Source organism: Parabacteroides sp. 20_3 (genome assembly GCF_964238835.1).
Classification (GTDB): domain Bacteria; phylum Bacteroidota; class Bacteroidia; order Bacteroidales; family Tannerellaceae; genus Parabacteroides; species Parabacteroides distasonis.
In genome coordinates this window covers 236,810-259,320 of sequence record NZ_CAXSNO010000004.1, presented here as the reverse complement: position 1 = coordinate 259,320, position 22,511 = coordinate 236,810, and the positions used below count along the sequence as shown (strand labels likewise).

At 44.7% G+C, this 22,511-nt stretch carries 19 protein-coding genes; 11 read left to right on the top strand and 8 right to left on the bottom strand.

All coding sequences use genetic code 11. The annotated features are described in order from the left end of the window. The first annotated feature begins 4 nt into the window (after positions 1–4). The 11 genes from secE to ACESPU_RS10195 all read left to right on the top strand — a co-directional run bounded on the left by secE (position 5) and on the right by ACESPU_RS10195 (position 13,844). Positions 5–199: a preprotein translocase subunit SecE gene (gene secE / locus ACESPU_RS10245; protein WP_005854211.1), complete on the top strand. Its 195-nt coding sequence runs from the start codon at positions 5–7 to the stop codon at positions 197–199. An 11-nt stretch (positions 200–210) separates the two neighbouring features. Beyond that, positions 211–753 carry a transcription termination/antitermination protein NusG gene (nusG, locus tag ACESPU_RS10240; RefSeq protein ID WP_005854213.1) on the top strand — a complete coding sequence of 181 codons (543 nt, stop codon included), beginning with the start codon at positions 211–213 and terminating at the stop codon, positions 751–753. A gap of 67 nt (positions 754–820) precedes the next feature. Beyond that, on the top strand, positions 821–1,264 hold the full coding sequence (rplK, locus tag ACESPU_RS10235) for a 50S ribosomal protein L11 (RefSeq protein WP_005867244.1): 444 nt from the start codon (positions 821–823) through the stop codon (positions 1,262–1,264). Positions 1,265–1,279: 15 nt separating this feature from the next. Next, the gene (gene rplA, locus ACESPU_RS10230) at positions 1,280–1,978 is read left to right on the top strand and encodes a 50S ribosomal protein L1 (RefSeq protein WP_005854218.1); all 699 of its coding nucleotides are present in this window, start codon (positions 1,280–1,282) and stop codon (positions 1,976–1,978) included. 14 nt (positions 1,979–1,992) lie between these two features. Beyond that, the gene (gene rplJ, locus ACESPU_RS10225) at positions 1,993–2,523 is read left to right on the top strand and encodes a 50S ribosomal protein L10 (protein WP_057328200.1); all 531 of its coding nucleotides are present in this window, start codon (positions 1,993–1,995) and stop codon (positions 2,521–2,523) included. A 50-nt stretch (positions 2,524–2,573) separates the two neighbouring features. Continuing rightward, positions 2,574–2,951, top strand: coding sequence for a 50S ribosomal protein L7/L12 (gene rplL / locus ACESPU_RS10220; protein ID WP_005854220.1), 378 nt, complete (start codon positions 2,574–2,576; stop codon positions 2,949–2,951). 107 nt (positions 2,952–3,058) lie between these two features. After that, the gene (gene rpoB, locus ACESPU_RS10215; RefSeq protein ID WP_005854221.1) at positions 3,059–6,871 is read left to right on the top strand and encodes a DNA-directed RNA polymerase subunit beta; all 3,813 of its coding nucleotides are present in this window, start codon (positions 3,059–3,061) and stop codon (positions 6,869–6,871) included. 76 nt (positions 6,872–6,947) lie between these two features. Continuing rightward, positions 6,948–11,243: a DNA-directed RNA polymerase subunit beta' gene (rpoC, locus tag ACESPU_RS10210; protein ID WP_158532231.1), complete on the top strand. Its 4,296-nt coding sequence runs from the start codon at positions 6,948–6,950 to the stop codon at positions 11,241–11,243. A gap of 160 nt (positions 11,244–11,403) precedes the next feature. Continuing rightward, positions 11,404–12,267 (top strand): endonuclease/exonuclease/phosphatase family protein, encoded by an 864-nt coding sequence (locus tag ACESPU_RS10205; RefSeq protein ID WP_122369581.1) that lies wholly within the window; start codon positions 11,404–11,406, stop codon positions 12,265–12,267. Between the two features lie 15 nt (positions 12,268–12,282). Then, a complete protein-coding gene (locus ACESPU_RS10200; protein ID WP_005854224.1) occupies positions 12,283–13,167 on the top strand; it encodes an AraC family transcriptional regulator in 885 nt (294 codons plus the stop codon). 362 nt (positions 13,168–13,529) lie between these two features. Then, positions 13,530–13,844, top strand: a complete 315-nt coding sequence (locus ACESPU_RS10195) for a DUF3467 domain-containing protein (RefSeq protein WP_158532232.1) — start codon at positions 13,530–13,532, stop codon at positions 13,842–13,844. Between the two features lie 199 nt (positions 13,845–14,043). On the opposite strand, the gene ACESPU_RS10190 is transcribed toward ACESPU_RS10195, so the two are convergent. From ACESPU_RS10190 to ACESPU_RS10155, 8 genes are all read right to left on the bottom strand, one after another. Next, complete coding sequence (locus ACESPU_RS10190) at positions 14,044–15,006, bottom strand: N-acetylornithine carbamoyltransferase (protein WP_005854226.1); 963 nt, start codon at positions 15,004–15,006, stop codon at positions 14,044–14,046. 79 nt (positions 15,007–15,085) lie between these two features. Beyond that, complete coding sequence (locus ACESPU_RS10185) at positions 15,086–16,561, bottom strand: HAMP domain-containing sensor histidine kinase (RefSeq protein WP_005854227.1); 1,476 nt, start codon at positions 16,559–16,561, stop codon at positions 15,086–15,088. Positions 16,562–16,611: 50 nt separating this feature from the next. Continuing rightward, positions 16,612–17,859 carry a glutamate-5-semialdehyde dehydrogenase gene (locus tag ACESPU_RS10180; protein ID WP_005867252.1) on the bottom strand — a complete coding sequence of 416 codons (1,248 nt, stop codon included), beginning with the start codon at positions 17,857–17,859 and terminating at the stop codon, positions 16,612–16,614. Positions 17,860–17,864: 5 nt separating this feature from the next. Continuing rightward, on the bottom strand, positions 17,865–18,938 hold the full coding sequence (gene proB / locus ACESPU_RS10175) for a glutamate 5-kinase (protein ID WP_005854230.1): 1,074 nt from the start codon (positions 18,936–18,938) through the stop codon (positions 17,865–17,867). Between the two features lie 15 nt (positions 18,939–18,953). Next, positions 18,954–20,609: an AMP-binding protein gene (locus tag ACESPU_RS10170; protein WP_057328203.1), complete on the bottom strand. Its 1,656-nt coding sequence runs from the start codon at positions 20,607–20,609 to the stop codon at positions 18,954–18,956. 12 nt (positions 20,610–20,621) lie between these two features. Beyond that, the gene (locus ACESPU_RS10165) at positions 20,622–21,176 is read right to left on the bottom strand and encodes a helix-turn-helix domain-containing protein (protein WP_005854235.1); all 555 of its coding nucleotides are present in this window, start codon (positions 21,174–21,176) and stop codon (positions 20,622–20,624) included. Between the two features lie 183 nt (positions 21,177–21,359). Continuing rightward, complete coding sequence (locus ACESPU_RS10160) at positions 21,360–22,013, bottom strand: DUF1349 domain-containing protein (RefSeq protein WP_158532234.1); 654 nt, start codon at positions 22,011–22,013, stop codon at positions 21,360–21,362. 153 nt (positions 22,014–22,166) lie between these two features. Beyond that, positions 22,167–22,355 (bottom strand): ferredoxin, encoded by a 189-nt coding sequence (locus ACESPU_RS10155; RefSeq protein WP_005854237.1) that lies wholly within the window; start codon positions 22,353–22,355, stop codon positions 22,167–22,169. Between the last annotated feature and the right edge of the window lie 156 nt (positions 22,356–22,511).

The following is a 22,511-nucleotide window of genomic DNA, read 5'->3' as shown; positions in this document are numbered from 1 at the left end:
TTCGATGAAAAAGATAATTACTTATATTAAGGAATCTTATAACGAACTTGTTTATAAAGTTTCTTGGCCTACGAGAGCAGAGCTTTCCAATAGTGCGGTTGTTGTTATGTTTGCTTCCCTTATCATCGCCGCATTGATCTTTGTTGTTGACGGGGCCTTCGAGGCTGTTATGCGTTTCTTCTACAACCAAATTTTCTAATCAGTTAAGGTATGTCTGATATCCAAAAGAAATTTTATGTTCTGCGTGCCATCAGTGGCAAGGAGAACAAGGTACGGGAATATCTAGAGGCTGAGCTGAAGAATACGGATCTGGGAGAATATGTATCTCAAGTCTTGATTCCGACTGAGAAAACCTTTACGGTACGAAACGGTAAGAAGGTCATGAAAGAAAGGGCTTACTTGCCGGGTTATGTGCTGGTCGAGGCTGCTTTGGTCGGTGAGGTTGCTCATCGATTGCGGAACATTCCGAATGTGATTGGTTTCTTGGGTGGTTCTGATACCCCCGTGCCATTACGTCCTGCGGAAGTGAATCGTATCTTAGGTACGGTTGACGAGTTGCAGGAACAACAAGAGGATCTGGATATCCAGTTCTATGTTGGCGAGAGTGTGAAGATTACTTTTGGACCGTTCAGCGGTTTCACGGGTATAATCGAAGAGGTCAACGCCGAGAAAAAGAAACTAAAGGTGATGGTTAAGGTCTTCGGACGCAAGACTCCCCTTGAGTTGGGTTATATGCAAGTTGAGAAAGAATAGTACTCTGGTTACGAAAAGTGCTACCTTTCTGTTATTGATGTTATATATCTAAAAAATTTTAGAAACAATGGCTAAAGAAGTTGCTGGACAAATCAAATTGCAGATTAAAGGAGGAGCAGCAAACCCTTCTCCCCCAGTAGGACCTGCTTTGGGTTCTAAGGGTATTAACATTATGGAGTTTTGCAAGCAATTTAATGCCAAGACCCAAGACAAGGCTGGTAAGATATTACCTGTTGTAATTACTTACTATGCCGATAAGTCTTTCGACTTTGTCGTTAAAACTCCTCCTGTGGCAATCCAGTTGTTGGAAGCTACTAAGAAGAAGAGCGGTTCCGCTCAACCTAACCGTGCTAAGATCGCTGAGATCACATGGGAGCAGGTGAAAGCTATCGCTGAAGACAAATTAGTCGATCTAAACTGCTTTACTGTCGAGTCAGCCATGAGAATGGTTGCGGGAACAGCCAGAAGTATGGGTATCACTGTTAAAGGGACATTCCCGGGTAATAATTAATAAACTTCAATTGAGATGAGTAAACTTACAAAGAATCAAAAGTTGGCTTTGGGCAAGATTGAAGCTGGGAAAGCATATACATTGAAAGAAGCTTCAGCTTTAGTGAAGGAAATTACTACAACTAAGTTTGACGCATCCGTAGATGTTGATGTCCGTTTAGGTGTTGACCCCCGTAAGGCCAATCAAATGGTGAGAGGCGTGGTTTCATTGCCTCACGGAACTGGTAAGCAGGTTAGGGTTCTCGCATTATGTACTCCGGACAAGGAAGCTGAAGCTACTGCCGCTGGAGCTGACTATGTTGGATTGGATGAGTATATTAATAAGATTAAAGGCGGTTGGACTGACATTGATGTTATCATCACTATGCCTTCTATCATGGGTAAGATCGGAGCTCTTGGTCGCGTATTAGGCCCTCGTGGTTTGATGCCTAACCCAAAGAGTGGTACGGTTACCAATGAGATCGGAAATGCGGTGAAGGAGGTTAAGCAAGGTAAGATCGACTTTAAGGTAGATAAGAGCGGTATCGTTCACACATCTGTTGGTAAGGTGTCTTTCACTCCGGAACAGATTCGTGACAATGCTAAGGAGTTTATTTCAACTTTGATCAAGTTGAAACCTACTGCGGCTAAAGGTGCGTATATAAAGAGTATTTATCTTTCTAGTACTATGAGTGCGGGTATTAAAATTGACCCCAAATCAGTTGAAGAAAACTAAAAAACAATTGAACAATGAGAAAGGAAGATAAAGGAACTGTTATAGGTCAATTAACTGAAACATTAAAGGAATATCCTAATTTCTATTTGACGGATATCGAGGCGTTGGACGCTGAGAAAACCAGCAAATTGAGAAGAGAGTGTTTCAAGCGTGAGGTTAAGTTAGTCGTTGTAAAGAATAACTTGCTTAAGAAAGCGTTGGAGAACATTGAGGGTGACTTCTCTGATCTTAACGTAGCTTTGAAAGGCAATACGGCTGTGATGTTCTCACAAGTCGCTAATGCTCCCGCTCGCCTGATTAAGGATTTTACTAAGGACGCTAAAAAAGGTGCAGTCGTTAAACCGGCTTTGAAGGCTGCTTACGTACAAGAAAGCTTCTATGTAGGTGCTGAGAATCTTGAGGCATTAGTAAATATCAAGAGCAAAAACGAACTTATTGCCGATGTTATCGCATTGTTGGAATCTCCGGCGAAGAACGTTATCTCTGCTCTTCAGTCATCAGGACAAACTATCCATGGTCTGTTGAAGACTTTGGAAGAAAGATAATTTTTCATTAAAACATTACACAGATAAATAATCATTTAAATCATACAAAAATGGCAGATTTGAAAGCTTTTGCAGAACAATTAGTAAACTTGACCGTTAAAGAAGTTAGCGAATTAGCTACTATCCTTAAAGAAGAGTACGGTATCGAACCTGCTGCTGCAGCTGTTGCTGTTGCTGGTCCTGCTGCTGGTGGTGCTGCTGCCGCTGCAGAAGAGAAGACTTCTTTCGATGTTGTATTGAAAGCAGCAGGTGCTAATAAATTAGCTATCGTTAAGTTAGTTAAAGAATTAACAGGTCTTGGCTTGAAAGAGGCTAAGGATATGGTAGATAGCGCTCCTAGTGCAATCAAGGAAGGTATCGCTAAAGCTGATGCTGAGGCATTGAAGAAACAGTTGGAAGAGGCTGGAGCTGAAGTTGAGCTTAAATAGTATTTATAACCTGGTTTCCAGGTGATTTGGTTAAGAGTCTCCGACTACGAAGACTCTTAACCTTTTTGTGTCTATAATTTCAATAAGTTCAATAAATTCCTTACTAGATGTCTTCAACAGCTGAAAACCAAAGAGTTAATTTTGCTTCGATAAAGAATCAGTTCCCGTATCCGGACTTTCTCGAAGTTCAATTGAAGTCGTTCCAAGACTTTCTTCAACTTGACACTCCTCCTGAAAAGAGAAAGAAGGAGGGATTGTATAAGGTATTTGCCGAGAATTTCCCGATTGCGGATACCCGTAACAATTTTGTGTTGGAGTTCTTAGATTACTATATAGATCCGCCTCGTTACTGTATCGATGAGTGTATCGCTCGCGGGTTAACCTATAGCGTGCCTTTAAAAGCGAAGTTAAAACTGTACTGTACGGACCCGGATCATGAGGACTTCGATACGGTGATCCAAGATGTATACTTGGGTCCGATCCCGTATATGACGGACAGAGGTACTTTCGTGATCAACGGCGCCGAGCGTGTTGTCGTGTCTCAGCTGCACCGTTCTCCGGGCGTATTCTTCGGACAAAGCACGCACGCAAACGGAACGAAGTTGTACTCCGCACGTATTATCCCGTTCAAGGGGTCATGGATCGAGTTCGCTACGGACATCAACAATGTGATGTACGCTTACATCGACCGTAAAAAGAAATTGCCTGTAACTACTCTTTTGAGAGCTATTGGTTTTGAAAGCGATAGAGATATTCTTGAAATCTTCAACCTTGCGGAAGAGGTGAAGGTAACGAAAGCAAACCTGAAGAAGTTTATCGGACGTAAGCTGGCCGCTCGTGTTTTGAAGACTTGGGTGGAGGATTTCGTAGATGAGGATACCGGTGAGGTGGTTTCTATTGAACGTAACGATGTTATCATCGACCGTGAGTCTGTACTGGATAGCGACAATATCGAGGCTATCTTGGATTCAGGCACGCAAAATATCTTGTTGCATCGTGAGGACCAGAATCTGTCTGACTATGCTATCATATATAATACGCTCCAGAAAGACCCGAGTAACTCCGAGAAGGAAGCTGTGTTGTATATCTACAGACAGTTGAGAAATGCGGAACCGGCTGATGAGGCTAGCGCACGCGAGGTTATCACGAACCTGTTCTTCTCAGAGAAACGTTATGATCTGGGTGAGGTGGGACGTTACAGGATCAACAAGAAGTTAGGCCTTACTACAAGCGCTGATGTTAAGGTTTTGACTAAAGAAGATATTATCGAGATCATCAAGTACCTGATCGAGTTGATCAACTCGAAGGCTATCGTGGATGATATCGACCACTTAAGCAACCGTCGTGTACGTACGGTTGGCGAGCAATTGTATAACCAGTTCGGTATTGGTTTGGCTCGTATGTCACGTACAGTTCGTGAACGTATGAACGTTCGCGATAATGAGGTGTTTACTCCGATTGATTTGATCAACGCGAAGACGATTTCTTCCGTGGTTAACTCTTTCTTCGGAACGAATGCCTTGTCTCAGTTCATGGACCAGACGAACCCGTTGGCGGAGATCACGCACAAGCGTCGTTTATCAGCCCTAGGTCCGGGAGGTTTGTCTAGAGAGCGTGCCGGATTCGAGGTTCGTGACGTTCACTATACGCACTATGGTCGTCTTTGTCCGATTGAGACCCCGGAAGGTCCGAACATTGGTTTGATCTCTTCTTTATGTGTATACGCTAAGATCAACGATCTAGGTTTCATCTCGACTCCGTACCGTAAGGTGGCAGATGGAAAGGTCGACTTCTCTGAGGAAGGCTTGCAATACTACACGGCGGAGGAAGAGGAAGAGTTGACAATCGCTCAAGGTAACGCTCCATTGGATGATAACGGTAAGTTTATCCGCGATAAGGTGAAGGCTCGTTTCGAGGCTGACTTCCCTGTTGTCCCTCCTTCTGAGATTGACTTGATGGACGTGGCTCCGCAGCAGATCGCTTCTATCGCAGCTTCATTGATCCCGTTCTTGGAACATGATGACGCTAACCGTGCGTTGATGGGATCTAACATGATGCGTCAGGCGGTTCCTTTGTTGCGTACGGACGCTCCGATCGTTGGTACCGGTATCGAGGCGCAGGTTGCTCGTGACTCTCGTACTCAGATTATGGCTGAGCGTGAGGGCGAGGTTGTGTTCGTTGATGCTACTTGTATCAAGATTAAATATGACCGCACGGAGGACGAGGAATTCGTTAGCTTCGAGGATGCGGTTAAGACATATAATATCCCGAAATGGCGTAAGACCAACCAAAGTACGACAGTCGATTTGAAACCGACCTGTCATCGCGGACAACGTGTGAAAGCCGGCGATATCCTTACCGAGGGTTACTCAACCCAGAAAGGCGAGCTTGCTTTGGGACGTAACGTGAAGGTGGCTTACATGCCTTGGAAGGGTTATAACTATGAGGATGCTATCGTGTTGAACGAGCGTATGGTTCGCGAGGACTTCTTTACGTCTGTTCACGTTGACGAGTATATCCTTGAGGTACGTGAGACAAAGCGTGGTATGGAGGAATTGACTTCCGATATCCCTAACGTCAGCGAAGAGGCTACCAAGGATTTGGATGAGAGAGGTATTGTTCGTGTTGGTGCTCGTATCGAGCCGGGTGATATCTTGATCGGTAAGATCACTCCGAAAGGTGAGTCTGATCCATCTCCGGAGGAAAAATTGCTGCGTGCTATCTTTGGTGATAAGGCGGGTGATGTGAAGGATGCTTCCTTGAAGGCTACTCCGTCTTTGCGCGGTGTGGTTATCGAGACCGCTTTGTTCTCGAAGGCTGTCAAGAAACGTAAATCCAGATTGACTGATAAGGCGATCTTGCCGAAGTTGGACGAGGAATACGAAGAAAAGATGGCTAGCTTGAAGACTTTGTTAGTTGATAAGTTGTTAGTGCTTACAAACGGCAAGGTTTCTCAAGGTGTTAAAGACTATATGAATACGGAGATTATCGCTAAGGGTGCTAAGTTTACCCGCAAATCTCTGGAAGAATTGGATTATAACTCCATCCAAGTAAGCAAGTGGACGGCAGACGCTCAGAAAAATGAGTTGATCAAGCAGGTTATCTTGAATTATTTGAAGAAGTACAAGGAGCTTGACGCTGAGTTGAGACGTAAGAAGTTCGACTTGACGATCGGTGATGAGCTGCCGACAGGTATCGTACAGATGGCTAAGGTTTATATCGCCAAGAAACGTAAGATTCAGGTAGGTGATAAGATGGCCGGTCGCCACGGTAACAAGGGTATCGTATCAAAGATCGTTCGTCAGGAGGATATGCCGTTCTTGGAAGACGGTACTCCGGTGGATATCTGCTTGAACCCGCTGGGTGTGCCTTCTCGTATGAACTTGGGACAGATTTTTGAGGCCGTGTTGGGTTGGGCCGGACGTGAGCTGGACGTTAAGTTCGCTACTCCGATCTTCGATGGCGCGACTTTGGATGATTTGAACGAATGGACAGACAAAGCTGGTATTCCTCGCTACGGTAAGTCTTACTTGTATGATGGTGGTACTGGTGAGCGTTTCGACCAACCTGCTACGGTGGGTGTGACTTACTTCTTGAAGTTGGGCCACATGGTTGACGATAAGATGCATGCCCGTTCAATCGGTCCGTACTCTTTGATTACGCAACAGCCGTTAGGTGGTAAGGCACAGTTCGGTGGTCAGCGTTTCGGAGAGATGGAGGTTTGGGCACTGGAAGCCTTCGGTGCCGCTCATGTTCTTCAGGAAATTCTTACGATTAAGTCTGATGACGTTGTAGGACGTTCGAAGGCTTATGAGGCGATCGTGAAGGGTGATCCGATGCCACAGCCGGGTATTCCTGAATCTCTGAATGTATTATTGCACGAGTTGAGAGGACTTGGTTTGAGTTTCACTCTGGATTAATTCAATAACAATAAAGAAGTAGGTGGGCTACGGCCCGTCTACTTTATCTATTGATAACTCTTTATAAATAAATAATATGGCCTTTAGAAAAGAAAACAAGATAAAGAGTAACTTTTCAAAAATAACCATCGGTCTGGCATCCCCTGAGGAGATCCTAGAGAACTCCAGCGGTGAGGTTTTGAAACCGGAAACAATTAACTATCGTACGTATAAGCCTGAGCGTGACGGTTTGTTCTGTGAGCGTATCTTTGGTCCGATCAAGGACTATGAGTGCCATTGCGGTAAGTACAAGCGTATCCGTTACAAAGGTATTGTCTGCGATCGTTGTGGAGTGGAAGTTACGGAAAAGAAAGTTCGTCGTGAACGTATGGGACACATCCATTTGGTGGTTCCTGTTGCCCATATTTGGTATTTCCGTTCTTTGCCTAATAAAATCGGTTACTTGCTAGGTCTTCCTACCAAGAAACTGGATTCCATCATCTATTACGAACGCTACGTCGTGATCCAGCCGGGTTGCGTAGACACGGTCGGTGAGTTAGACCTATTATCTGAGGAGGAATATCTGGATATTTTGGATAGCCTTCCAAGAGAAAATCAATTGCTAGAGGATACGGATCCGAATAAGTTCATCGCTAAGATCGGCGCTGAGGCTGTTTATGAGCTGTTGGCTCGCTTGGACTTGGATTCTCTTTCTTATGAGTTGCGTCACCGTGCGAACACGGACACATCTCAACAGAGAAAGAACGAGGCCTTGAAACGCCTTCAGGTGGTTGAGTCTTTTCGTGCGTCCAGAGGTCGTAACAAACCGGAATGGATGATCATGAAGGTGATCCCGGTGATCCCTCCCGAACTGCGTCCGTTGGTTCCGTTGGACGGTGGCCGTTTCGCTACTTCTGACTTGAATGATTTATATCGTCGTGTTATTATCCGTAATAACCGTTTGAAACGATTGATCGATATTAAGGCTCCGGAAGTGATCTTACGTAATGAGAAACGTATGCTTCAGGAGGCCGTGGACTCTTTGTTTGACAACTCTCGTAAATCGAGCGCTGTTAAGACAGACGCCAATCGTCCGTTGAAGTCCTTGTCCGACAGTTTGAAAGGTAAACAAGGTCGTTTCCGTCAGAACTTGTTGGGTAAGCGTGTTGACTACTCCGCTCGTTCGGTTATTGTCGTAGGTCCGGAATTAAAGATGCACGAGTGCGGTTTGCCGAAGAATATGGCTGCCGAGCTTTATAAGCCTTTCGTTATCCGTAAATTGATCGAACGCGGTATCGTGAAGACGGTGAAATCCGCCAAGAAGATCGTTGACCGTAAGGAACCGGTTGTTTGGGATATTTTGGAGTACGTAATGAAGGGCCACCCGGTATTGTTGAACCGTGCCCCGACATTGCACCGTTTGGGTATCCAAGCGTTCCAGCCGAAATTGATCGAGGGTAAGGCTATCCAGTTGCACCCGTTGGCATGTACAGCATTCAACGCCGACTTCGACGGTGACCAGATGGCTGTTCACTTGCCGTTAGGTAATGAGGCTGTTTTGGAAGCTCAAATGTTGATGTTGGCTTCACACAATATCTTGAACCCTGCGAATGGTGCTCCTATTACCGTACCTTCTCAGGATATGGTGCTTGGTTTGTATTATATTACCAAGTTGCGCAAGGGTACACAAGGCGAAGGTTTGACTTTCTATGGTCCGGAAGAGGCTACGATCGCTTACAATGAGAAGAAGTTGGATATCCATGCTCCGATCCATGTTTACGTGGAGGATTTGGATGCGAACGGTAACTTGGTGAAGACGATGGTTGAGACTTCTGTTGGACGTTTGATGGTCAACGAGTTCGTGCCGAAAGAGATTGGTTATGTAAACGAGGTGTTGGGTAAGAAGTCTCTTCGCGACATCATCGGTCGGGTAATCAAGGCTTGTGGCGTAGCTCGTACCGCTCAGTTCTTGGATGATATCAAGAACTTGGGTTACTATATGGCATTTAAGGGTGGTCTGTCTTTCAACTTGGCCGATGTGCTTATTCCTGCTGAAAAAGACGCGTTGGTTCAGAAGGGATATGAGGAGGTTGAGCAGATCATGGCTAACTATAATATGGGTTTCATTACCAACAACGAGCGTTATAACCAGATTATCGATACTTGGACACACGTTAATAGTAACTTGTCTAATATCTTGATTAAGCAATTGACGGCGGATAACGATGGATTCAACTCAATCTACATGATGATGGATTCCGGTGCCCGTGGTTCTAAGGAGCAGATTCGTCAGTTGTCCGGTATGCGTGGTTTGATGGCGAAACCGCAGAAGAGTGGTGCAGAAGGTGGTCAGATTATCGAGAACCCGATCCTTTCTAACTTTAAGGAAGGTTTGTCCGTGTTGGAGTACTTTATCTCTACTCACGGTGCTCGTAAAGGTTTGGCTGATACCGCTTTGAAGACTGCCGACGCCGGTTACTTGACTCGTCGTTTGGTTGACGTCTCTCACGACGTGATCGTAAACGAGGAAGACTGTGGTACATTGCGTGGCTTGGTTTGTACGGAATTGAAGAATAACGAAGAGGTGATCGCTTCCTTGTATGAGAGAATCTTAGGTCGTGTATCTGTTCACGATGTGATCCATCCGATTACGGGCGAGGTTATCGTTCGTTCCGGTGAGGAAATCCGTGAGGATGCCGCTAAGGCAATCCAAGACTCTCCGATCGAGAGCGTCGAGATTCGTTCCGTATTGACTTGTGAGTCTAAGAAGGGTGTCTGCGCTAAGTGCTATGGACGTAACTTGGCTACGAACCGCATGGTTCAGAAGGGTGAGGTTGTCGGTGTAATCGCCGCGCAGTCTATCGGTGAGCCGGGTACACAGTTGACGTTGCGTACATTCCACGTCGGTGGTATCGCATCCAACATCGCAACAGAGAATAGTATTACATCTAAATATGATGGTATTTTAGAGATCGATGAGCTTCGTGCTGTTGAGGCGGTAGACGAGGTGAGCGGAAAGAAACATTTGGTAGTAGTAAGCCGTTTGGCTGAAATGCGCATTGTTGATCCGAACACGAAGATCGTGTTGTTGACTCATAATATACCTTATGGTTCTAAGTTGTTCTTCAACAACGGTGACTCAATTAAGAAGGGTGACGTGATCATCGAGTGGGACCCGTTCAATGCCGTAATCGTATCAGAGGTTTCCGGTAAGATCGAGTTCGAGAGTTTGGTAGAGAACGTAACTTACAAGGTTGAGAGTGATGAGACTACCGGTTTGAAGGAGAAGATCATCATCGAGTCTAAGGATAAGACGAAGGCTCCGGCCGCTCATATCGTGGATGAGAATGGTAATTACTTGAAGAACTACTCTTTGCCGTTGGGCGCTCACGTCGTGAAAGACAATGGTGATGTAGTGAAAGCTGGTGAGGTTTTGGTTAAGATCCCTCGTGCCGTAGGTAAGGCCGGTGATATCACCGGTGGTCTTCCTCGTGTAACCGAGTTGTTCGAGGCTCGTAACCCGTCTAACCCTGCTGTCGTATCTGAGATCGACGGAGAGGTAGGATTCGGTAAGATCAAACGTGGTAACCGTGAGATCACTGTAACGTCTAAGTTGGGTGAGGTTAAGAAATATATGGTTCCTCTGTCTAAACAATTATTGGTTCAGGAAAACGACTATATCCGTGCGGGTATGCCGCTATCAGACGGTGCTACCACTCCTTCGGATATCTTGGCGATCAAAGGTCCGACGGCTGTGCAGGAATATATCGTGAATGAGGTTCAGGATGTATACCGTCTACAGGGTGTGAAGATCAACGATAAGCACTTCGAGGTTATCGTTCGTCAGATGATGCGTAAGGTAGAGGTGGTTGATCCGGGAGATACTCGCTTCTTGGAGCAGCAGATTGTTGATAAGTTGGAGGTAATGGACGAGAACGATCGTATCTGGGGCAAGAAAGTTGTTACCGATCCGGGAGATTCTCAGACATTGCAGGCCGGACAGATCGTGACTGCGCGTAAGTTGAGAGATGAGAATAGTATGTTGAAACGCCGTGACCTTAAGTTGGTCGAGGTACGTGACGCTATTCCGGCTACAGCCAACCAGATCCTTCAAGGTATCACACGTGCCGCTTTGCAGACGAACAGCTTTATGTCCGCCGCATCTTTCCAAGAGACGACGAAAGTATTGAACGAGGCTGCTATCAACGGAAAGGTAGACCGTTTGGAAGGTTTGAAAGAGAACGTTATCTGTGGTCACTTGATTCCTGCCGGTACCGGTCAGCGTGAGTTTGATAAGCTGATCGTAGGTGCAAAGGATGAGTTCGATCGTATCTTCGCTAATCGCAAGAACGTGGTTGATTTCAATGCCATGGACAAAGATGATGAAGAATAGGAACGTTTAATAAACTATAAAGAAAGGCCGGCAGAGCAATCTGTCGGCCTTTTTTGTTCTTCCTTATTTGCTTAATAAATGGATAAACTTTATTTTTGCGAGGTAACAAAGACCATAGATAAATACTGAGACATATAAGAAACATATAATAATCAATATCATGAAGAGAATTTTACTTTGTTTAATGGTGGTTTTATTTGCCACTGGCTGCTTATTCGCTAAAAACAACGATGAGAAAATGAATGTAATGTCTTATAACATCCGTTACGATAATTCGGGTGATAAGGATAATCAATGGAAATTCAGAAGAGATTTCGCTGCTGATTTAGTGAAATTCCATGAGGCGGATGTGTTCGGTGCGCAAGAGGTCTTGAATAATCAGCTGAATGATTTGCTTGATCGTTTACCGGAATACGCTTATGTGGGTGTTGGTCGTGAGGATGGCAAGACGAAAGGGGAGTACGCTCCGATTTTCTATCGTAAGGATCGTTTCTCCGTTGAGAAAAACGGTAATTTCTGGTTAGCCGAAGATATAAATGCCGTTGGTAAGAAAGGTTGGGACGCCGCATGCGAGCGTGTAGCTACTTGGGCGATCTTGAAAGATAAGAATACAGGAAAGAAATTCTTCTTCTTGAATACGCACTTGGATCATATGGGGAAAGTGGCTCGTCATGAAGGAGCTTCTTTGGTGCTGGAGCAAGCGAAGAAATTATCCGAGAATTTGCCTATAATCGTGACTGGCGATTTCAATGCCGTGCCTTCTGATGAGCCGATACAAGTATTGACTAATCCGAGTGATCCTCGTCATTTGACTCATTCCCGCACGATCGCAGGGTTTACTTACGGCCCGGAATGGACATTCCATGATTTTGGAAAGATCCCTTACGACAAGCGTGAATGGATCGATTATATCTTCGTGAAAGGGAATATCAAGGTATTGCGTCATGGTGTATTGACTGAAACGTTGAATAATCTGTTCCCATCCGACCATTGCCCGGTAATCAGTACGTTGATACTCGAATAAAAAAGCTTTGTGTGTATGGGGAAAGTAGACGTATTGAAGGAAACTACCCCGCTTTCATCAGAAGATTGCTTCTTGGTCATGCAACGCCCGAAATCGGGGTTTAATTTTCCGTTACATGTACACATGGAGTTTGAGTTGAACTATCTGGAGAATGCCGCTGGTGCTATCCGGATAGTTGGCGATTCGGTCGAGGAAATCGATGATCTGGATTTGGTGTTGATCGCGGGAGGAACGAAGCATGCTTACTCGAACCATAAGTGTCCGTGTAATGGGATCTTTGAGATAACGATACAATTTCATAAATCGTTATTTGATAGCTTGATCAATAGACGGCATTTCAAGACCATGAAGGATATGTTTGATAACGCTTCCAGTGGTCTTGTTTTCAGCCGGGAAATGATACTTGGCATTCAAGATAAATTAAGAATGTTGTCGAACGATAACAAGCCGGATTCTTTCAAGAACCTGTTGCGTTTGGTCGAGATTCTTAAGATTCTATCTTTGGATAAAGCAGCCCGTCGGTTGAATGCTGTGAACACGGTAAAGAACTATAATAATAACGATACCGATCGTTTAGATAGTATCATGTTATATTTACACGAAAATTATCAAAAACGTATCACCTTGTCGGAAGTGGCTAAGTTAACAAATATGAGCGATGCCTCATTGATGCGTTTCTTGAAGAAGTGGACGGGAAAGACATTTATCGATAACTTGAACGAGATCCGGGTAGCTGAGGCGGTATGCCGTTTGACCGATACAAGTGACAGTATTTCTGAAATATGTTACAGGTGCGGTTTTAATAATCTATCGAATTTCAACCGGGTATTCAAACGGCGTAGGGGGAGTACCCCTACAGAGTACAGGGAGAAATATTCCCGTTCGAGGTTTATAATTTAAAACATGATTTAAAGCATGTTTACATTGATTTGTGTCAAGCGTTGATGATATAGTATTATTTATTGCACATATAGTATTTGGTGGTCTTTGCTAAAGCCCTTACTTTTGTAAAGTTCAAGTGAAAGAGATTAGCACTTAGACAAAACAAACCTTAACTAAAACGCCAAAACCAATTATATCAAACACAAAAGGTATTTTTACATTGGTCTAAAGAATTGAGAATTAAAAACACAACTAGAAAACGACTGCCTGAGAAGGTAGTCGTTTTTGCATTTATAGTCTTCAACCCCTTTGTAACCCGGAATAAATATGTATATTTGTCTTCGCAATTTTTAATCACCATAAATTTAAAAGAAGAAAGTATGGAAAACAACAAACCTGTCAATAACGAGATTCAGATCGAGTTATCAGAAGAGATGGCACAAGGAACTTACGCCAATTTGGCTATTATATCTCATTCAAGCTCTGAATTTATCCTAGATTTCATCAGGGTGGTTCCGGGAGCTCCTAAGGCACAAGTAAAAAGCCGCGTAATCTTAACTCCGGATAACGCTCAACGTTTGTTATTCGCTTTGCAAGACAATATCAAGAAATTTGGGGAGCAACTTCAAGCAGGAAATAATAATAACAAAACAGCTAATTTTGAGGACTTCGCAGGTCCGACAGGAGAGGCTTAATAGATTTGTTTTCAGCCATAGAAAGAGTACTTTTCTACAAGAGTAGGGGAGTACTCTTTTATTGTTGGGATGGCTCGTTTACATTGAAAAACCTTGATGCCTATTCTTAGATGCTTACAATGGGCATTCTAAGGTGTTAAGAATGCCTGTTATAAACACCTAAGAATGCCCATCGTAAAGAATACCCTATCTCTCTATCCTAAAGATTAGATAATCCCATCAATATTTTTTTCAATACGGTTTGTGCGGAGATCTCACGGTTTGCCGCCTCGGGGATTACGATACTTTGCGGGCTCTCTATCACATCATCGGAAACGATCATATTGCGGCGAACCGGCAAGCAATGCATGAAATAAGCGTTATTCGTAAGCGCCATTTTCTCTGCGTCTACGGTCCAGCTACGATCAGTGCTGATTACTTGTCCGTAATTCGGATCTTTATAAGCGGACCAGTTCTTTGCGTAAATGAAATCCGCTCCTTCAAAAGCCTTCTTCTGATCGTATTCCACTTTAGCGTTGCCTACGAATCTAGGATCAAGCTCATAACCTTCCGGATGAGTGATAACAAACTCATAATCTGTAGCGTTCATCCATTCGGCAAAGCTGTTTGGAACGGCTTGCGGCAATGATTTCGGATGAGGAGCCCAAGTCATGACTACCTTCGGACGAGCTGTTTTCTTATATTCCTCTATCGTGATCAAGTCGGCGAAACTTTGCAACGGATGGCGTGTCGCCGCTTCCATGCTAAATACCGGCCGGCCGGAATGCTCGATGAACTGACTCAATATCTTTTCGTTATAATCATCTTCTTTATTCTCAAAGCGTGCGAAAGAACGGACCCCGATCACATCGCAGTAACAGCCCATCACAGGAACAGCTTCCAGCAAATGCTCCGGTTTATCACCATCCATGATAACACCTCGCTCTGTTTCCAGCTTCCATGCACCTTGGTTAACGTCCAAAACGATCGTGTTCATACCCAAGTTCATGGCGGCCTTTTGGGTGCTTAAGCGGGTACGTAGGCTTGAGTTGAAAAATATCATCAACAACGTCTTGTTTTTTCCCAGTTCACTAAACTGGAAACGATCTTTCTTGATCTCGAAAGCTTCATTAAGCGCTTGTTTCAAGTCACCTAAATCCTGTACGCAAGTGAAATGTCTCATATCTGTTACAATAATATTTTGTTAAAGGCAAAGATAATGACTACTTGTCAATTATCCTTTAGAAAGACCAAGGAATTGTTTAAGAGATCGTATCCGGAGGTGTTATGGGTAGTTTGAAACTGAAGGTAGAACCTTTCCCTTCCTCCGAGTTCACCCAAATGGTACCTCCCATGGCGGTGACCAGACCTTTACAGATTGAAAGTCCCAATCCGGTACCCGGTTCAAATTCGTTCAATTGTAAGAATCGCTCGAAGATGTGCCCTAGTTTGTCCTTCGGGATGCCGTTGCCTGTATCGGACACGTAAAATTGCACGCTGACCGGATACAACGATTGGTATCCGAAATGAATTTCTCCTTTCTCCGTATATCGGAGGGCGTTAGAAAGTAGTTTTTTCAAGATAAGCATAAGCTTATGTTTATCCGTGTGAAGAGATACGTTTGGAGAATCATCCAAGATTAACCGTACGTTTTCGGATATGCGGGGAGAGGCGTATTCGTATACATCGTGCATGATAGCGAGCGGATTTACATCCTCATATGACCAATTGATCGTATTGGACTCGATTCTGGACATCTCGAGTGTGTCATTGATTAATTCGAGCAAAGCCGTGTTATTTTCTTTAATCATGGAAATATACTGTTCACGCATTTCCGGATCATCTTCCAGTCCTAGCATATCGGAGAAGCCGACGATGGCATTTAGCGGAGTCCGGATCTCGTGCGTCATATTTGCCAGAAACGTAGATTTCAATAGGGAAAGATCCTTGGATTTCTGATGATCCGCGATAGCTAGCTCGTCGTTTTCCTTTTCGATAATGCTACCTATAATGACATGTGGGGTGCCGCTTTCATCAATATCCATGCTTTTACCCGATATTTCATACATCTTATAAGTCCCGTCTTGATTCCTCAGGTGGAAGGTGACGTTGTGAGACGATAATTTCTCGTCCCGGATTTTATTGAACAGATAGAAGAAATCTAAACTATCCTCGGGCTTACGTACGGATGATAAAGCCCTGCATATAAACCTGTTTTTATCTAATAGAGTATTGGTCGTGCCGTAGAATTGAAAACAGCGGTTACAATGCTTTTTGTCGCAAGTGGAGAAACGGTCGAAACTGAATGAGTAAGCGGCTAATTTACCGTCTTCCAACGCTTGCCGCATCAATATCCGGCTCTCGTTCAATTGTCCCATTAATAGTTTATTTTCCCTGTCAGTTTCTTTTTCTCCCTGCTGCGTAAGCCAAAGCGTATACCCGCTAAGCCCCTGTTCATCGGTATAGATGGGTTCTACTTTAAACGTGACGGGCTCTTCGCATATAATTGCGTCACCTTTTCTTAAAGATGACTTCAAGGAATCGGTTAGTACGATGTTATTAAATAGATGTTCTATAATAAAGTCATGCTTATCCGCCAAGGAAAAATGAGCGAACATCGCCTTATTCAAGTCTATCAGATTTCCTTCCGTATCATAGATAGCCCCTCCTAAAGGACAGGAATAGAATGTATTTGAAACTAAAGTATTGAAAATATTTGAATCTATTACTGTTGACATTATTCGTTTAGATTTAAGTGTTGTTCTAGAAGAAAGAGACAGGCGAGTTCCTATATTCTCGTCTGCCCGTCTCCTTCTATGATGTATTTATAAGTCGTTAATTCAGGAAGCGCCATCGGTCCCCGGGCATGTAGCTTTTGGGTACTGATTCCGATCTCCGCCCCGAATCCGAATTGGGCCCCATCAGTAAAGGCGGTAGATACATTTGCGTATACGCAAGCGGCATCTACCAATTGCTGGAAGCGCCGGATAGTTTCCGGATCTTCGCTGATTATGCTTTCGCTATGTTTTGAACTGTACCGGGCGATATGTGATAGAGCCTCGTCTAAAGAGGATACGGTACGGATACTCATTTTGTAATCGAGGAACTCGGTACCGAAACTGTTTTCGTTAGCCTGTTGTAAAAGCGTCTCCGGATAATGTTCGGATAGAGCGGCATAAGCCGGTTCGTCCGCATAAATGATTACGTTGCTGTCCGGAAGCTTTCCACAGATATACGGAAGATCAGATAGACGTTCTCGGTGGATGATTAAGCAATCCAAGGCATTACATACGCTGACCCTCCGTGTCTTTGCGTTATTTACGATCTCACGTCCCTTGCCTTTATCTCCGGAGCGATCAAAATAGGTATGACAGATACCAGCGCCAGTCTCGATCACCGGAACTTTCGCGTGTTCCCGGACGAAGTGAATCAAGGAACTGCTTCCACGAGGAATGATTAAGTCAACCAAGCCGACCGCTCCCAGTAATTCCGCCGTAGCCTCTCGATCCGGAGGTAGTAAAGTGCATACCGCCGGATTTATACCCTGACGCTCTAATACAGAATGGATGATGCGTACCAAGGCTCGGTTAGAGAAGTCCGCATCCGATCCACCCTTTAGCACGCAAACATTACCGCTTCGGAAACATAAGGAAAAAACATCGAAGGTAACATTCGGACGAGCCTCATAGATCACACCGATCACCCCGAAAGGCACGGTTACTTTTCGGATAACCATTCCGTTCGGGCGGGTAGTCTCGCTCAAGACCTTATTTAATGGAGAAGGTAATGTCGATACATTCTCCATATCGGCGGCGATACCTTGTAGCCTTTCCTCTGTCAATTTCAGCCGGTCGTATTTCGGGTTCGCTGGGTCCATACGTTCCAGATCTTGGCGATTCGCGGCGAGTACCTCCTCCGTATGAGTCCGTAGAACCTGCGCTGTCTCCTTTAAGATCCCGATAATCGTTTGATCCGATAGCGTTATCAATTGTTTAGCCGCATCCGATGCCTGTCGCAGCATATCTTTTACATTCATACTTTTTAATCCAAATATAGATAATCATAATGTATAAGCGGTTTTAAATCCCGTTGTCCTATTTGCTTACGTGCTTCCTCGCTGTCATAGGCGGTACAGCCTACGCCGATTTGCACGCCTTCCTCATTCATTATCTTTACGATATCATCTTTTTCGAAATCACCCTCGATGCGGGTTACTCCAACCAATAATACGCTAGTCGCTTTCGGGGCGGTCAATGCCTCCTCGGCTCCTTTATTGATATGTATTTCCCCTTTGGCGAAACCCTCGGAGTGGGCGATCCATTTCTTTACGCTGCTGACGGGTTTCGAGGCCGGAATGAAACGGGTGCAGACCGTGTCGCTATCCACCGCCAATAACATCGGAAGGATATTATCCTTTTTGCCGTTGGCGATGATAACCGCAATACCTTCGTCTGCCACTTTTTGGGCGATATGACATTTCGTCAACATACCTCCCCGTCCAAAGGATGATTTGCTAGTCTGTACATATTCCGACAAATCTGTTTTCCCACATTCGATTTCCCGGATCACGGAACTATCCGGGTCCGACGGATTTCCATTGTAAATCCCGTCTATATTACTGAGAATCACCAAGGCATCCATTCCCATCATCGTAGCGATCAAGCCGGATAACTCATCATTATCCGTGAACATCAGCTCGGTTACGGATATCGTATCATTCTCATTCACGATGGGGATCACCTTGTTTTCAAGCATTACCTCCATGCAATGCTTCTGGTTCAGGTAATGCGTACGACTCCCGAAATTCTCTTTTGTAGTAAGCACTTGCCCGCAAGTCATGCCATGCTCCCGGAATAACTCGTAATACCGGTTGATCAACTTGGCCTGCCCTACCGCCGAATACAGTTGCCGGGCTGATACGGGATCCAGCTTTTTGCCGGCCTTTATCTCGCTTCGTCCGGAAGCCACGGCACCGGAGGAGATCAAGACGATCTCCATACCTTGCCGATGCAAGTCCGCTACTTGGTCAACCAACGCGGACATGCGGGTGATATCTAGCGTCCCATCCTTGCGGGTCAGGACATTACTTCCTATTTTTACAGCGATCCTTTTCAAGAAAGTTATGATTTATTATTTATTATCTTTATCCCGGATCTCTACCCGTCGGATCTTTCCGCTGATTGTTTTCGGCAGTTCGTCCACGAATTCGACAACACGGGGATATTTGTAAGGAGCGGTGACACGTTTCACGTGATTTTGCAATTCTTTGATCAAGGCATCACCCGCTTTATCCTTATAATCCTTCGCCAATACGATCGTGGCCTTTACTACCTGTCCGCGGATCTCGTCGGGGACACCGGTGATAGCACATTCCACTACCGCCGGGTGAGTCATCAAGGCACTTTCCACCTCGAACGGCCCGATACGATAGCCGGAACTCTTGATCACGTCATCCGCACGGCCAACGAACCATAAGTAACCATCCTCGTCACGCCAAGCCACGTCTCCCGTGTAATACAGGCCATCGTGCCAAGCTTCCCGGGTACGTTCCGCGTCCCGGTAGTATTCCTTGAATAACCCGATAGGCTTACCATTTGTTGTGTGGATCACGATCTGTCCTTGCTCGCCATCCTCCGCACGGCTTCCGTCCGGACGCAATAAATCGACCTTATACTGTGGGTTGGGAACACCCATAGAGCCTGGTTTCGGCTCCATCCACGGGAAAGTGGCGACAGTCAGCGTAGTCTCTGTCTGTCCGAAACCTTCCATCAATTTAATGCCGGTCAACTTATAGAACGTGTCGAACACGGCGGGGTTCAAGGCCTCGCCGGCGATCGTGCAATATTGAAGGGATGATAAATCGTATTTAGTCATATCCTCCCGGATCAAGAAACGGAAGATCGTAGGAGGAGCGCAAAGCGAGGTGATCCGGTAATCTTGTATCATCTGCAACATATCCGCAGGCGTGAATTTCTCGTGGTCGTAAACAAATACGGTCGCTCCGGCGATCCATTGCCCATATAGCTTACCCCAAACCGCCTTGCCCCAGCCCGTATCTGCGATCGTCAGGTGAAGGCTGTCCTTATGCAAGTTGTGCCAGAAACTGCCAGTCACGATATGCCCCAGCGGATACGTAAAGTCGTGGGCCACCATCTTGGGGTTTCCGGTCGTACCGGAGGTGAAATACATCAAAGAGATATCGTCATTGCTATTCGGGTGAGACGGGCGGACGAAAGGAGCGGCGTTTTGGATACCCTGTTGGAAATCCTCGAAACCTTCCGGTATTTCCGGCCCTACGGATACGACTCTTTTTACGGTCGGTGAGTCCGGCAAAGCCTCTATGATATGTTTCGTTATCACTTCCTCTCCGGCGCAAACGATCATCTTGATATCGGCGGCATTTGCACGATAAACGATATCTTTCTTGGTCAGTAAGTGTGTAGCCGGTATCACGACAGCCCCTAATTTATGCAATGCGATGATAGAGAACCAGAACTCATAACGGCGTTTGAGTATCAGCATCACCATATCGCCATGTCCGATCCCCAAGGATTGGAAATAAGAAGCCGTCTGGTCCGTATACCGTTTCAAGTCGGCAAACGTAAAATCAATATGCTCTCCATGATCGTTTGTCCAACATAACGCTTTCTTATCCGGTTCTTCCTCAGCCCAAGCGTCTACCACATCATATCCGAAGTTGAAGTTCTCCGGAACCTTGATCTTGAAGTTTTTAATAAAATCCTCTTGCGACTCAAACGTCGTTTTATCTATAAATCTTTCTAACATGCTGTTGATCGTTTATAAAATGACGGCCAAGAAACTGACCTTTTCCCCATCCAGCGCTTTCATACCGTGAGGAAGCTCTGAGTTAAAATAAATACTATCACCTTCTTCTAAGATAAGATCTTTATTGTTGATCTGCAGTAACAGACGTCCTTTTAATACCATATTGTATTCTTGCCCCGGATGGGAATTGAGATACATCGGCTCATCCTCTGGTTTGGGATGTACGGTTACCAAGAAGGGGTCCGCTTTACGTCCGACGAAACCGGCGGCCAATGATTGGTACTTATAGGCTTTCGTACGCTCTACGGCAACACCTTTTCCGTTACGAGTAATAAAGTACGTACTCATTTTAGGCTCGTCGCCAAACATCAACGTGGTTAATTCTACGCCATAAGCCTGTGAGATCTGGTGCAATACGCTAACGGAAATATCAACCGTGCCGCTTTCCAGCAGCAAATATTGCTCAGTCGTGAGGTTGCAGACCTTTGCCATTTCTTCCGGCGTAATCTCCAGTGCATCCCGTAATCCGGCCAGACGCTCCGCGATTTGTTGTATCTGTTCGTTCATTTTGCTGAAGTTATTGTATTATGTCGCTCCAAAGATAGGAATAAAAAGCAAAAAGAAGGTGAAAGCCCTTGTTTTCTTTTCTAATTAACAGGTATGGCTTGTTTTTAATACAAATGACGCAGATAATACGGATAAGAATAGCAAATCCGTGTCATCTGCGTCTGAAAGATAAGCATCTAATACTTATTCAGCATTTTTCTTTAGCCATTCTAACCGGCGCTGATCCGGGAGGTGTTTTACCTTGAAATACTCGAATGTCACATTAAATCCTTTCCCGTCGGGACAAGCGGCCATAACCCCGACTTGTACGGGGATATTGTCTTGTAGCCAAGCGTTACGCATAAGGGTGTATTCCTTATCATCGAATGAGTAGAAGATCTCCACGGCGTCCAATCTCCGGACGGCTTTTATCCATACATAGGGGATCGCTTTGTCTAAGGTGATAACGCTCCAATCGGAGGTCTTATGCGTAACGACCGCACTTAGGTTATATTTACCATCCACGAATTCTATGCCAGCTTTTATATAATTTTCATGATTGATACGAAGCATTAGGCCGGCTTGATCGAAACGTTGCTTGTAATCACCGGTTATCTTGACTTTCACTTCGAATTCACCCCCATAAGTAGCATAATAAAAAGGAGCGTCATCTACCGTAAACCCGTAATGGGAAATCCTCCAATAGTCGCTTTGGGGAGTGACCTGCATGGAAAGCGACTTATCTTTAATCTCCCATTGCTCCGGCTCGTTGAACCATTGCATCTTATCTAATGATTGCGCCCCGCAAAATAGCAAAGAGGCGACAATAACAAAACTCAGTAATACTAATTTTCTCATTTTACTTCTTATTTCTTATTTTGATTCTTTCTATTCCCGTAAGAGGTTAATGTTATTAACCTTACCTCCGCAAAGGTAACGTGTTATTATAGATCGCGCAATGATTCTGAGATTTTATCTAGGAAGGAAAAGTAAGGGTTAATGTGTTTTTGTCTATTCGTATTTGATGACCTCGACCGGACAGCTTTCGGCAGCCTCTTTAATACCCGCCTCGAAATCATCGAAATTAACTCCTTCGTTTACACGTGAACGATCTGTAACAGTGAATACTTCCGGGCAAATGCCCTCGCATGTACCGCAAGCGATGCAATCCTCCTCAATCCAAACTCTTTTAATTGCCATAATTTTATTCCTTTAAGATGATTAATATGTTAATGTAACAAACAACTTTCGCGGATTGTTTTCGGGAGAGGTCTTTTAGATCATTGTATAGACCGTGAAATGAGCTTATCTTTGGTTGATATATATTAACGTTTATACGCCACTGTTTTAAAATAA